The organism is Streptomyces rubellus, from assembly GCF_036323805.1.
Lineage (GTDB): Bacteria > Actinomycetota > Actinomycetes > Streptomycetales > Streptomycetaceae > Streptomyces.
Genome location: NZ_JAZDCX010000011.1, coordinates 1 through 13,545, shown reverse-complemented (window position 1 = coordinate 13,545; position 13,545 = coordinate 1). Strand labels below are relative to the sequence as shown.

At 72.8% G+C, this 13,545-nt stretch carries 8 protein-coding genes; 7 read left to right on the top strand and 1 reads right to left on the bottom strand.

From position 1 onward, the window contains the following. Positions 1–29: 29 nt before the first annotated feature. Positions 30–2,495, bottom strand: coding sequence for a glycoside hydrolase family 3 C-terminal domain-containing protein (locus V1L54_RS14750; RefSeq protein ID WP_330118624.1), 2,466 nt, complete (start codon positions 2,493–2,495; stop codon positions 30–32). Between the two features lie 835 nt (positions 2,496–3,330). Between V1L54_RS14750 and V1L54_RS14745 the strand changes: the two genes are divergently transcribed. From V1L54_RS14745 to V1L54_RS14715, 7 genes are all read left to right on the top strand, one after another. Then, complete coding sequence (locus tag V1L54_RS14745; protein ID WP_330118444.1) at positions 3,331–4,089, top strand: FkbM family methyltransferase; 759 nt, start codon at positions 3,331–3,333, stop codon at positions 4,087–4,089. 241 nt (positions 4,090–4,330) lie between these two features. Next, positions 4,331–4,966, top strand: a complete 636-nt coding sequence (locus V1L54_RS14740) for a histidine phosphatase family protein (protein WP_330118623.1) — start codon at positions 4,331–4,333, stop codon at positions 4,964–4,966. Between the two features lie 978 nt (positions 4,967–5,944). Further along, positions 5,945–7,069, top strand: coding sequence for a Gfo/Idh/MocA family protein (locus V1L54_RS14735; protein ID WP_330118443.1), 1,125 nt, complete (start codon positions 5,945–5,947; stop codon positions 7,067–7,069). Further along, a complete protein-coding gene (locus V1L54_RS14730; RefSeq protein ID WP_330118442.1) occupies positions 6,975–8,252 on the top strand; it encodes a DegT/DnrJ/EryC1/StrS family aminotransferase in 1,278 nt (425 codons plus the stop codon). Before V1L54_RS14735 ends, V1L54_RS14730 begins: the two co-directional genes overlap by 95 nt. Next, complete coding sequence (locus V1L54_RS14725; RefSeq protein WP_330118441.1) at positions 8,249–9,640, top strand: thymidine phosphorylase; 1,392 nt, start codon at positions 8,249–8,251, stop codon at positions 9,638–9,640. Before V1L54_RS14730 ends, V1L54_RS14725 begins: the two co-directional genes overlap by 4 nt. Then, positions 9,625–11,535 (top strand): ATP-binding cassette domain-containing protein, encoded by a 1,911-nt coding sequence (locus V1L54_RS14720; protein ID WP_330118440.1) that lies wholly within the window; start codon positions 9,625–9,627, stop codon positions 11,533–11,535. Before V1L54_RS14725 ends, V1L54_RS14720 begins: the two co-directional genes overlap by 16 nt. Next, positions 11,535–13,325 (top strand): ATP-binding cassette domain-containing protein, encoded by a 1,791-nt coding sequence (locus V1L54_RS14715; RefSeq protein ID WP_330118439.1) that lies wholly within the window; start codon positions 11,535–11,537, stop codon positions 13,323–13,325. Before V1L54_RS14720 ends, V1L54_RS14715 begins: the two co-directional genes overlap by 1 nt. Positions 13,326–13,545 lie beyond the last annotated feature (220 nt).

Sequence of the window (13,545 nt, the reverse complement as noted above, 5' to 3'; positions counted from 1 at the left end):
CAGGATCGTCCAGGCCCTCCGGACCCGGTTCACACCTCCACGGTGGCGGTCAGCGGCAGCTTTCCCGCGGACGGCCCGACGAGCACCCGGTACGCGCCCGGCTCCACCCGCCAGCCGCGGTCGGCCTTCGACCAGTGCCGCAGCGCACGGGCCGGAACCCGCACCACCGCGGTGACCGCCTCCCCCGGTCCCGCCTCGACCGGCGCGTACCCCGCAAGCCACCTCGCGGGGCGTTCGACCGCCGAGCCGGGTCTGGCCAGGTACACCTGGACCACCTCGCGGCCGCGGCGCCCGCCGTTGTTGCGGACACGCACCTCCACGGCGAAGGAGGCGTCCTCTCCCCGCGCCCCGGCGCGGACCTCCGCGTCCTCGTAAGCCCACGTGGTGTAGCCGAGACCGTGCCCGAACCAGTAGGCGGGCTCGCGGTTCTCGCGCAGCCAGGCCCGGTAGCCGATGTGCAGCCCCTCTTCGTAACGGAGTACCCCGGCGTCCGGACGGGTCGCGGTCACGGGTGCGTCGGCCAGGCAGGCGCCCCAGGTGGTGGGCAGGCGCCCCTGCGGTTCGGCCCGGCCGAACAGCATGTCGGCGAGGCCCGCGCCGCCTTCCTGCCCGGGGAACCAGATCAGCAGCACCGCTCCGGCCTCCTCGCGCCACGGCGTCTCCACCGGGCCGCCGGCGTTCAGGACGACCACGGTGCGCGGGTTGACGGCCGTCACCGCCCGTACCAGTTCGTCCTGGCGGCCCGGCAGGGCAAGGCCGGTCCGGTCGTGTCCTTCGGACTCGCTGTCCTCGGTGGTGCCGACGCAGACCACCGCGACATCGGCGTCGCGGGCAGCCCGGACCGCCTCCGCGAGGGCCGCGTCGGGGTCCGGCAGCGGTCCGGCGGTCACCAGGGTGGCGCGGCCGGTGCCGGCCACGAGTTCACGGCGCGCCACGATGTGCACGGTCCGGCCCGCCGCCAGGCGGATACGACCGTGGTGACACGGCGGGTTCACATGGATCACCGCCGGATCGTCCGTCTCGCACGGGAAGACGCCCTCGACCAGGACCTGATCGTCCACCGTGAGGCTCATACGGCCGAAGCCGCCGACTCCGAGAGTCCACTCGGCGTCGACGGCCGGGGTCAGCAGCGCGCCGATCTCGACCGTGTGCGCGCCGGGCACCAGCGGCGGCTCCAGTTGGCGGCCGGACAGACGGTGCTCCGCGAACAGCTCACCGCCCCGTTCGTCGAGCACGCGCAGCAGGACGCCGGGCCGTCCGGCGCGCGGGTCCCGGCAGTCCGCGGTCCCGAGCGGCGGCGGCACGGCGACGGCGGGCCCGGGGGCGTGAACGACGCGCGCCCGGCCCGCGAGCGCGGCACGGAGGCCGTCGAGCGGTGTCGTCACACTGCGCGGGAAGACCCCGGCGCTGCCGCCGCCCTGTGTCCTGGGGGCCGCGGCGTGCGCGCCGACCACCGCCACGGTCCGCAGAACCGAGGCGTCGAGCGGCAGCAGGCCGCGGTTGTGCAGCAGGACGGAGCCGGCAGCCACGGCTTGCCGCAGCAGCCGCCCTTCGCCGGGCGCGGGGATCGGGGCGGGGCCGGTCTCCGTCGGCCCGAGCACACCGACCCGGCCGGCGAGCCGGAGCAGGCGGCGGACCTTGTCGTCGACGGCCTCCGCGGCGACGGTCCCGTCGCGCACGGCCTCCAGCAGGACGTCCCCCCACGGGCTCTCGGGTCCCGGCATCGCGAGGTCCTGGCCCGCTCGGGCGGACGCCACGGTGGAGCGCACCGCGCCCCAGTCGGAGACGATGACGCCGTCGAAGCCCCACTCCTCCTTGAGGGGCGCGGCGAGCAGCAGGTTCTCCGTCATGGTGGCTCCGTTGACGCCGTTGTAACCGGCCATGACGAGCCAGACGCCGGCCTCCACCGCGATCTCGAACGGGACGAGGTAGACCTCGCGCAGGACGCGCTCGCCGACCCGGACGTCAGCGGTGAGCCTGTCGGTCTCGGAGTCGTTGGCAACGTAGTGCTTGGCCGTGGCGGCGACCCCGTGCGCTTGGATGCCGCGGACCAGCGCGGCTCCGGTGCGTCCGGCGAGCTCCGGGTCCTCGGAGAGGCACTCGAAGTGCCGGCCGCCCAAGGGCGAACGGTGGAGGTTGAGCGTGGGCGCGAGCACGATGTGCACACCCTTGCGCCGGGCCTCGGCCGCCAGCAGCCCCCCGAGTCGCTCGACCAGGCCCTCGTCCCACATCGCGCCGAGCGCCGAAGCGGAGGGGAGGAGCGCGGAGGTGTCCCGCTCATCCCAGAACTCCCCCCGCACCCCCGCCGGGCCGTCGGACATCGTCATCCCACCCAGCGCGACCGCCGGTTCGGCGCGAGTGCGCCAGGTGGTGGCTCCCGTGAGCAGGTGCACCTTCTGCCGCGGGTCAAGCTTCTCCAGCAGCCGGGTGAGGTCTTCCTCGGTCACCGGTCCACCTCCCTCGCCCCACCGTCGGAGAGCGCTCTCCGAGAGCATGGCCAAGGCAGCCGAGGATGTCAACGCCACTCCAGCGGCGGCATCCGCGGCAAGAGGGGTCACCAGCCGGGGGCCTGCGCCTGCTCGGCGCGCTCGCCTTCGCCGAGCAGACGCTGCGGAGCCCGCGACCGGGCGGCCGGCCGCACCCCCGACGGCCGTGACAGGTGGCGCGGCCACGGCGGCACCGAGGCCCTCGCCCGCCGCGTCGGAGAAACCTTCGACGCCATCCCCACCGGCCTCACCCCCGAACTGCCCTGGCGGCTACCGATGGGCTCGCCATGGCGACAGGCCGATGAGCAGCAGACCGGGCACCCGCCGCCGAGGGGAGAGCCGTTCCCAGGCAGCCCCCGCCGTCGATGTCCAGGACCGGCAGCCTCTGCGAGCCGTGCCGCTCGCACTGCACCTGAGCCACGGGCCCCCGTCGCATCCGCACAGTGAACTCACGGCAGGAGGCGCGGCCCGGAACTCCCCCACAGGCCGGCCCCTCGGGGACCGGCTGGGGACCACACGGTGTGCGCACACCCGAACGATTAGGGCGTTCTTCCCACAGCGCCGGGCCGCCCTCGTCCGCCCACGGCTGGAGGTGGCCGTAGACCGGCAACGCGTCGAACCGGCGGCCTCGGCGGTGCGGCCCCCCGCCACCAGGGTCTCAGGCTGCCACTCCTCGTGCGCCAGGAACCACCCGGTGCGCGAGACCGGTCCCATCCGGCCCTCCCTTCGGCAGACAGACCGACACCGGGACGGTCCGTTGACAACACCGCGGGGCCACTCCGAGACTCACCTCGGCGGACAGACCCGGACGGGGACGGGCAGAGGCAGGGAACGGAGGGGACGGGTGGCATCACCAACGCTGACGACCTTCGCCAACGGCCTGCGGCTTTACGCGCAGAGCCCCGACGAGGCGAGGTTTCAGTACCGGGAGATCTTCGAGCACGGCTGCTACGAGGGGATGCCGCTCCCACCGCGCGCGCTGGTTGTCGACGTCGGCGCCTGCATCGGCATGTTCACCCTCTACACCAAGCTCCGCCATCCCGACGCCCGCGTCATCGCCTTCGAGCCGGTCGCCGAGTCCCGGCGCGCCCTGGACCGGAACATCGCCCTGCACCGGCTGGCCGACGTCCGCGTCGAGGCGTACGGCGTGGGCCGCACCCCCAAGGAGGCGGTCTCCTTCACCTACTACCCCCGGCTGCCGGGGAACTCGACCCGCTACCCCGACCAGAAGGCGCTGCAGATCGCGGTCCTCGCCGAGAAGTATCCCGACGAGGACGCCGCGGCCAACCACCGGGGCTACCAGGTCACCGCGCCCGTCGACCGCCTCTCCCGGTGGCTGCCGCGGGACGGACGCGTCGATCTGCTGAAGATCGACGTCGAAGGGGCCGAGATCGACGTGCTGGAGGGCATCGACGCCGACGACTGGCCCCGCATCGACCGGGTCGTGGCCGAGGTCCAGGACCTGGACGGCCGCCTGGCGGCGGCCACCCGGTTGCTGCGTGACGCCGGGCTGTACCCCGTCTGTGAGCCCAGCCCGCTGGTCGAGACGGAGATCCGGACCTTCCTCGTCACCGCGCGGCGCGACGGGCGGGAGGCCGTGTGACCATCCGCTTCATGTCCGTCGCACCGCCCTGTCGCCCTGCGCCCTGGATCACGACCACCACCAGCGGCCCCGCGCCGGCAGTTGCCACGTGGTGCGGCACTGCGGCACGTCGTGAGCCGCGAGGATCCCTCCCGGGGACTCGCAGGAGGTGGCGCGGCGGGCCGGGTACGCGTTCGCCGAGGTGTGAGGGCCCCGGCACGAGGACCTGACGCCGCGCTCGTCCGGGAGGTGATGGCCACCCATCCCGGCGGCTGGTGGGTCGTCGCCGATCCGGACGGGTTCCACGTCCGCAACCAGCCGTCGGCCGAGGTCGCCGCGTACTGCGAGCACCACGGGTACGGCTACGCCGAGGGCTCCCTCCTCGGTCACGTCACGGCCGACGGCCGCCTCGCCGGTCCGGTCACCGCACCGTTTCCCCGGGGACCCGGCTGCGTGGCACGCGTCGACCGGGGCGGCGCCCACCGGGAGCGTAGCGAGTTTCGCCGACATGGCACGGCGGACGGCCCGGATCAGGGATGGCCTGATCTCCCGGTGCCAAGGTCGGACGGTCCTTGCCGTCAGCCACGTCACGGCGATCAGGGTGCTGATACAGGCTCGGAGCGTCCGGCGAGTCGCTGTTCGCCACGGAGCCGGCCCCGGCACCCTCCTCAGGCGTCTCCACACCGGAGCGGGGGCATCCATGCGCGTTTCGGCGACACGTCACGTCTGCGCTGAGAGTGCTGTTCCGGGAAGTCGGTGCCCTGGCGGGCCGCAGCCCGTCGCCGTGCTCCGCCGGTGTTCGCGGGGAGCCGTGCGGAGGTCTCCGACCGGGGATGTTCCGGTTCGAGGGCTTCGTCCACCGGGGTGGCCGGGCAGAGGCTTGCCCATGATCTGTTGACGCGGCCGCATGGCCATGCCAGGCTCATGGGAACGTTCCCGGGCCGCAGGTGGCGGGGAGCAGCATGTTCTGCGTCCGTATCGAGGTCGGCGTGCTGACGTATCGCCGCCCTGGGTTGTCTACGGGGGAATTGAGCGCTGTGATGGCCGTTCCAGAACATCCCGATCATCTCGTCACCATAGGTTTCCGTACACACCGGGCACGGACCCGGTGTCCCCTGACGCCGGTTGTCACCGGAGCGACGCCACGCCTCACAGGCGCGTCCGCCCGTCGTCCCTGACCGTCACCCTCACGCGTCGGCACCGGCCCGGCCCGCACCGGGCGATCCCTCAGCAGTCCTGGTGAGCGCCGGTCCGCGCCCCGCTCCGGACCGGCCGATGGCTCAGTTCGCCTCGGGGCCGGGTATGCCCGTGCCATCGGCGCACGGCCGCTCCTGCCGTCTCGCACCCACCTTCGGTTCCACCCGGTGACCGCCGGGACTGACCGGCCGCGGTGCGGCTGCCGCCTGCCCGGCATGAGCTCACTCACGCACGAGATGTACGCAACACCGTTCCGTGAGAAAGGAACCAGAGATGACCCAGGTCACGCACACGGCGAAAGGCGCCCGGGACCGGCCTTCGTCAGCCGTCCGCACCACGGTGAGGATGCCGGTCGCACGTGCGGACGGACCGGAGGCCGCTGCCACCGCCATGCGGCCGTGAGGGTGCCCCACGAGGAGGGGCGGGCCCGGCTGGGCCGGAGATCGGGCACCTCCGTCGTGGCGTTCGGCGACGGGCCCGGCTTCTCCGGCCTGCTCCTCCCCCGCCGGATCGGCGGGGAAGGAGGCCGCCCGTCTCCACGACGGCATCGCCGTCCTCCCCACCGTCGCCGCATCCGGCCAACCGAAGCGGGCCGGGGCCCGACCGCCCCGCCCTCTCCGGATCACCGGCTGAAGATTCCCCGTAAATCCATAGGAGCCGCTGGAAAGGGTCGGTCAACTTGTCAGGCTTACCTGTCATTCGCTGTGCAGTCATCGGTGTCGGCCGCAGGACCCTGGACGACTACGTACCCGCCCTCGTCGGTCTGTCGTCGCGCATCGAACTGGTCGCGGCATGCGATGTGGACCCGGCAGCGGAAGCGCGTCTGATCCAGGCACTCGCCAGGAACGGACACGCCACCCGTCCGCGGTTCTTCCCCGATCACGCATCCCTGCTGGACGCCGTGGACCCCGGCCTCGTCATCGTCGCCACGCCGCACCACACCCACCACGAGATCACTCTGGAGCTGTGCCGCCGCGGCATCCCCGTGCTGAAGGAGAAGCCCTTCGCCCTGTCGCCGGCGGAGGCCCGCGACCTCGCCGCGGCCGTCCGGGAACACGGCGGCCACCTGAGGCTCTGTGTCCAGCGGCGCCATCACCCGCTGTACCTGCGGGCGAAGGACGCGCTGGGGCGGATCGGCGCCGTCAGGCACTTCGACGCCACCTACCAGCTCAGTACCGATGCCTACCAGGCCGGCTGGCGGGCCGAGACGAGAACCTCCGGCGGCGGGGCCATCATCGATATGGGCTACCACATCATCGATCTGCTCCACTGGTTCTTCGGAACGCCGTCGCTCGTCTACGCGAGTGCGGCGCCCAAGCTGAATCCGGACGCCGCCTACGACGTCGAAGAAACCACACTGTCGACACTGACCTATCCGAACGGTGTCACCGGAGTACTCCGCCTCTCGCTCTGTGAGTCCGAGAAGAGCGAGTTGATACGCGTCTACGGTTCCGGCGGGCACATCGAGCTCACCCGGGACCGTCTCGAGCGGTTCGACCGCTCGAACCGTCCGGTCGAGCGGGTGACCGGCGAACGTTCCTGGGATTCGGCGTCCGGCGTGCTGGTGAACACGCTCGACCATCTCTCCGACCCGGACGTCACCGAACGCGAGGTGCAGGACGGTGTACGCGTCACCGCCACCATCGAGTCGCTCTATCGCTCCATTTCCCGACAGACCTCCGTACGACCGCTGCACGAGGAGACCCAGGATGCCCGTTTCGGATCTGGCCATCGACGGGGGACAGCCGGTACTGAGCCGGCCGACGGCGTATCCATGGCCGAAGCGGCGATCGGAGTGGTCTGAGCGCGTTCTGAAGCAGCTGGAGAGCGGCAGGCTGTCGCTGTACGACCGCTCCGGTGTGGTGGCGGAGTTCGAGGACGCCTGGTCGGCCGCCCATGACCTTCCGTACAGTCTGGTGACCAACTCCGGTACCGCCGCGCTGCATTCGGCGTTCTACGGCATCGGTCTCGGCCCCGGCGACGAGGTTCTCTGCCCGTCGTACACCTTCTTCGCCACCTCCGCGTCGCTGTTCCAGCTGGGCGCGCTGCCGGTGCTGACCGACTGCCGGCCCGACGGCTCGTTCGACCCGGAGGCTGCGGCGGGGCTGGTCACCGAGCGCACGAAAGCGGTCGTCATCACGCATATGTGGGGTCTGCCGTGTGACATGGACGCCGTTGTGGCATTCGCCGAGGAGCACGGGCTGGCGCTGGTCGAGGACTGCTCCCACGCGCACGGTGCGACCTACCGCGGGCGCCCGGTGGGCACCTTCGGCGCGGCCGCGGCCTGGAGTCTGCAGACCCAGAAGCTCGTCGCCGCCGGCGAGGGCGGCGTACTGGCCACCCGCAGCCGGGAGGTGTACGACCGGGCGCAGTTGCTGGGGCACTTCAACAAACGGGCGATGAAGGAGATGGATCCCCAGGGGCCGCTCTATCCGTACTCCGTGACCGGTCTGGGCCTGAAGTACCGGGCGCATCCGCTGGGCGTCGCCTTCGCCGTGGGCCAGATCGCCGAACTGCCGTCCTGGATCAAGGGGAAGCAGGCGTTCGCGGAGGAGATCGCGGGGCTCTTCACGCGGATCGAGGGGGTCACGCCGCTGACGCTGTCGACGCCGGAGCGGACCTCGGCCCACTACGCGCTGCTCTTCGACGTCGATCCGGGCCGGGTTCCGGGCGGCCGGGACCGGCTGGTGGCGGCATGCAACGCCGAGGGGCTGGACGACGTAGACATCCCGAAGGCGACGTCGCCGCTGCACACGCTGCATCTGTTCCGGCATCCGATGTCGCCGGTGACCACGTACGACCGGGCCTGTGTGCGGACGGAGTTCCCGGTGGCCGAGCGCCTCGCCGCGCGCACCTTCAAGATCTCGGTTCCCTGTGCCCCGGCGGGCTTCGAGGAGGAGGACGAGCGGTATCTGGCCGCCGTACGGGCCGTCGCCGGCAAGGTCGCCGCCCATCTGGCGCCCGGAGCGCGGAAGGAGTCCGTATGAGTCCCGTCCCGCCGGCCGGTGACCTCGGCGACGCCGCGGCGTCCGCCCGGGTCATCGGCTCGACCGGCCGCAAACGCGCCGGAGCGGTCCTGGACGCCGGGGAGATCGAGGGCATCGTCACGGACTACGTCCACGGCCGGATCCCGGATTACCAGATGGCGGCCTGGCTCGCGACGGTCGCCTGCCGCGGGCTGTCCGCGGCGGAACTGGTGGCCCTGACGCGGGCCCACACCACCGGCGGCGGCCGGCTGGACCTGAGCCGGGTGGACGGCCCGGTCGTGGACAAGCACAGCACGGGCGGCGTGGGGGACACCACCACGCTGATCGTGGTGCCGGTGGTCGCGGCGTGCGGGGTCCCGGTGGCGAAGATGACCGGCCGGGCCCTCGGCTTCACCGGGGGCACGCTCGACAAACTGGAGTCGATCAGGGGGCTTCGGACCACGATCCCGGTCGAGGAGATCGCGCCGATGCTCGCCTCCGTCGGCATGGTCCTCACCGGCCAGAGTGCCGACCTGACACCGGGCGACGGCGCCACGTACGCGTTGCGCGACGTCACCGGCACCGTGGAGAGCATCCCGCTGATCGCGGCCAGCATCATCAGCAAGAAGTCCGCCGTGGGGGCCGACGGGCTGGTCCTCGACGTCAAGACGGGCGCCGGAGCGCTGATCCGGGAACGGGACCGTGCGACCGAGCTGGTCCGCACGATGCTCGGCCTGGCCGCCGAGTTCGGGCTGAACGCGCGGGCCGTGCTGAGCGACATGAGCCAGCCGCTCGGGCCCGCGGTGGGCAACGCGCTGGAGATCCGCCAGGCGCTGGCCGTACTCCGCGGGGAGCGCGTCCCCGGACTGTGGGACCTGTGCGCGGCGGTCTGCCGGCTGATGCTGCAGAGCGTCGACGCCGCGCTCACCGACGAGCAGGCCATGGCCAGGATCGACCGGGTCCTCGACGAGGGGACGGCGTACGAGACGTTCGTCCGGTGGGCGGTTGCGCAGGGGGCGGACGCCGCCGCGCTGGAGGCGGAGCGGCTGCCGTCCGCCGGGCGGCGGCTGACGGTCACGGCGCCCGGATCGGGCTGGGTCACCGGGATCGAACCGCGGTCCGTGGGCAACGCGAGCCTGCTGCTCGGGGCGGGGCGGCTGACGTACGACGCGCCCGTGGACCACGGTGCCGGTGTGCTGCTGCGGCGCCGGGTCGGGGACCGCGTCGACAAGGGCGACGTCCTCGCGGAGCTGTGCTACGACGGCGGGGACGTCGCCGCCGCCCGGTCGCTGGTGGAGTCGGCGTTCCGGCTCGGTGACACGGCGGTCGACGCGCCGGCGACCGTACAGCGGGTCTTCGAGCCGGGAGCGGCCGAGATGCACGGAGGTGCCCGATGGGCCGCCGCCTGACCGGTTCCGGCCGGGCGGCGGCCCGCTCGCGGCGGGCCGGGCCGCGGCGGATCGTGGCGCTGCTGCCCGCGGCCGGACGTGGTCCGGTGGCGGCGGCGGTCGCCTGCGACGTGCTGCTGGGCGTACTGCCCGTGGTGCTCGTGGTCAGTAGCAGTGTGATGGTGGGCCGGGTGCCCGGCGCGCTGGTGGCGGGCACCGGCTCGGCGCGGTGGTCGGGGGTGCTGACGGCGTTCGCGGTGGCGTCCGCCGCGTTCACCGCGCAGCAGGTGCTCGCCCCGTGGCAGAGGGCGCTCGGTGAGCTGGTCGCGCGACGGGTGGACGGGGCGCTCTTCGACCGGCTCGTCGCGGCCTCGCTGTGCGGACCGGGCATCGGTCCGCTGGAGGACCCCCGGCTGCTGGAGCGGCTCAGCGAGGCGCGGCGGGAGCTGGAGACCGGCGCGGACAGCCCCGGTAAGGCGTGCGCCGGTCTGCTGCATCTGCTGGCGCGGTGGGTACAGCTGGCGGGCTGCGTGGGGGTCATCGGGTTCTGCTTCTCCTGGATCGCCGGGTTCGCGGTCTGTGCCGCCGTACTGGCGATGCGCCACTCGCTCCGCCGCGGCCTGCGGGGCCACATGTCGAGCTGGTCGTCACTCGTGGGGCTCCGGCGGGAGGAGCGCTATCTGCGGGATCTGGCCTCACGCCCCGCGGCGGGCAAGGAGATCCGGGTCTTCGGGCTGGCCGGCTGGCTGCGCGACCGGCACCGGGCGGTGGCCCTGGAGTGGATGACACCGGCCTGGGCGGAGCGCCGCCGGCTGCTGCTGTGGCCCCATCTGCGGTACACCGTCGTCGGCCTGGTGATCACGGCGGCGGTGCTGGCGGCGGTCGCGGCGGCCGGAGCGGGCGGGGCCACGCTCACCGGGCTGGCGCTGGCGACACAGGCCGTGCTGATCGGCGTCCGGCTCGGTGAGTTCTATCCCGAGTCCGACATGCAGACGATCCTCGGGATGAACGCCCATGACGCGCTGACTGCGTTCGAGGAGGGCGTGGCCCGTCACCCGGCACAGCCGGACGCCCCGGAGACCCCGGACACCCCGCAAACACCGCCGCCCGCTCCCCGGCGGGAGATCGCCTTCTCCGGGGTCTCCTTCCGCTACCCCGGCCGGGAACGGCGCGTCTTCGAGTGCCTCGACCTGAGGATCGAGGCCGGGAAGTGCACGGCGATCGTCGGCGCCAACGGCGCCGGGAAGACCACGCTGATCAAGCTGCTCACCCGGCTGTACGAGCCCGACGAGGGCCGGATCACCGTGGACGGCACGCCGCTCGGGCACTGTCCGGCGGAGGTCTGGCGGTCCCGGATCGCGGTCGTCTTCCAGGACTTCAACCGGTACGAGGCCAGCGCCCTCGACAACGTGGGCTACGGCGCCGTCCACCGCAAGGACGCCGCCGGGGCGCGGAGGGAGATCCGTGCCGCGGCGACCGAAGCCGGTGTGGCGGACGTACTGGAGGCGCTGCCCGGCGGCTTCGGCACCCCGCTGGCCGGGCATCTGACCGGCGGCACCGAGCTGTCCGGCGGGCAGTGGCAGCGGGTGGCGCTGGCCCGCGCCCTGTTCCGGCTGCGGCACGGCGCCGGGGTCCTCGTCCTCGACGAGCCCACCGCCAGTCTGGACGTGCGCGCCGAAGCCCGGTTCTACCAGGAGTTCGTCCGCCCCGGGGTGACCACCGTGCTGATCTCCCACCGCTTCGCCACCGTGCGGCACGCCGACCACATCGTCGTCCTGTCGGGCGGCAGGGTGAGCGAGCAGGGTTCGCACGGCGAACTGATGCGCGCGGACGGCGAGTACGCGCGGCTGTTCCGGCTCCAGGCGTACCGTTTCACCGAGGAGCGCCCCCCGTCGGCCCTGCCGGGAGCACGCTGATGAGCGGCGGTCTGTACCGGGCATCCGCGGACATGCTGAGGATGTGCTGGCGGCACAGCCGTGCCAGGACTCTGACGGCGCTCGGGCTGATGCTGGCCGGCGGCGTCGCGATGCCCCTGGCGGGGCTGGGGCTGCGCGGGCTGTTCGACGCGGCCCAGGAGGGCGCGGCGGAGCGGGCGACGGCACTGGGGGTGCTGGTCGCCGTGCTGCTCGTCGCCGCGCTCACCTGCGCACACTTCGCACACATCGCGTACTTCGAGCTCGCCGAGCTGAACATGCTGCACTACGGTGACGAGCTGATCGTCCTCGCCAACGGGACCGCCGGCCTGGACAGCCACGAGACCCCGCGCCGCGCCGACCTGTTCGGGGTGCTGGAACGCGAGGTCGGGCAGACCCGCAACACGCTGCAGGCGCTGCTGTCCCTGGCCGGTCTCGGCTGCGGGCTGCTGCTCACGGTCGTCTTGCTGGCCCTGCTGCACCCGCTGCTGCTCCTGCTCCCGCTGGCCGCCGTGCCGCCGCTGCTGGCGGGGCGGCACGCCGAACGGCTCATGGACGACGCCAGGAGCAGGGCCGCCGAGCCGACCCGGCGCGCCCTCAATCTGGTCCGCCTGGCGACCGACGCCTCCTCCGCCAAGGAACTCCTCGCCTACCGGTTGGAACAGGAGGTGCGCGGCAGCCACGCGGAGCTGTGGGGGCGGGCCGGCGGCATCCTGTGGCGGGCGGAGCGCCGGGCCGCCGCACTGCGGGGCCTGAGCCAGTTGGTGTTCGCCGCCTGCTACGTGGGGGCGGTGCTGCTGATGCTGCGGCAGGCGGTCGCCGGCCGGCAGTCGGTGGGCGATGTGGTGCTGGTGGTCGTGCTCGCCGCGCAGGCCAACACGCAGGTGGCGCAGACCGTGGCGCTGGTGCCCGAACTGCAGCGGCTGACGGGGGTGGACCGGCGGATGCGGGAGCTGCGGCAGGCGTCCGAACCGGAGCCGCCGCCCGCCGCGGCCCGTGCGGCGGCGGTGCCGCGACGGCTGCGGCACGGCATCACGCTGAGCGGGCTGTCGTTCGCGTACCCGGGTGCCACGAGGCCGTCGCTGCGGGACGCGGACCTGCACCTGCCGGCCGGATCCGTGGTCGCGGTCGTCGGCGAGAACGGGGCGGGCAAGTCGACGCTCGTCAAGCTGCTGTGCGGGCTCTACCGGCCGACCGCCGGCAGCATCCTCGTGGACGGCGTCGATCTCCGGCGGATACCGCCCGAGGCGTGGCGGGCCCGCACGGCTGCCGCGTTCCAGGACTTCGTCCGGTACGAGTTCACGGTCCGGCAGAGCGTCGGCGTGGGCGATCTGCCCCGCGCCGGCTCCGAGGAGGCCGTGCGGACGGCTCTGGCACGCGCGCGGGCGGGCGGTGTGCTCGACGCGCTGCCGGAGGGCCTGGCCACCCGGCTCGGCAGGAGTTACACCGACGGGGCGGAGCTCTCCGGCGGCCAGTGGCAGAAACTGGCGCTCGGCCGCGCGTTCATGCGGGACCGACCGCTTCTGCTGGTTCTGGACGAACCGGCCGCCGCCCTCGACGCCGAGGCGGAACACGCCCTTTTCCAGCGTTATGCCGCGCAGGCCGAAAGGTCAGCGGCCGACGGCGGGATCACGCTGCTGGTTTCCCACCGTTTCTCCACGGTGGGAATGGCCGACCTCATCGTGGTGGTCGAGGGCGGACGGATCGCGGAAGCCGGGGACCACGCCGCACTGCTGCGACGCGGCGGTCTCTACGCGGAGCTGTACACGCTCCAGGCCCGCGGCTACCGGTGAATGTGACCGGAACGGGCCCCTGGCGTGTCCGGGAAAAATATGATGTGCTTTCCGGGTGTCTGACGAAGAGATACTCATCAAGCGTCTCCGGGAAGCGGGATACGCGGCCGGAGAGGTGGAGAAAGCCACCGGCGGAGTGGTCGCAATTGCCGGTCTGGTAACCCTTGAGGACGGTTCCCAGATATTCGCGAAAACGCTTCTCGGGCCGGACCGGGACATT

Bases quoted from the DNA above. Each gene is read 5' to 3' on its own strand.
- V1L54_RS14750 (WP_330118624.1), bottom strand. From the start codon at position 2,495: ATGCTCTCGGAGAGCGCTCTCCGACGGTGGGGCGAGGGAGGTGGACCG.
- V1L54_RS14730 (WP_330118442.1), top strand. From the start codon at position 6,975: ATGCCCGTTTCGGATCTGGCCATCGACGGGGGACAGCCGGTACTGAGC.
- V1L54_RS14725 (WP_330118441.1), top strand. From the start codon at position 8,249: ATGAGTCCCGTCCCGCCGGCCGGTGACCTCGGCGACGCCGCGGCGTCC.
- V1L54_RS14720 (WP_330118440.1), top strand. From the start codon at position 9,625: ATGGGCCGCCGCCTGACCGGTTCCGGCCGGGCGGCGGCCCGCTCGCGG.
- V1L54_RS14715 (WP_330118439.1), top strand. From the start codon at position 11,535: ATGAGCGGCGGTCTGTACCGGGCATCCGCGGACATGCTGAGGATGTGC.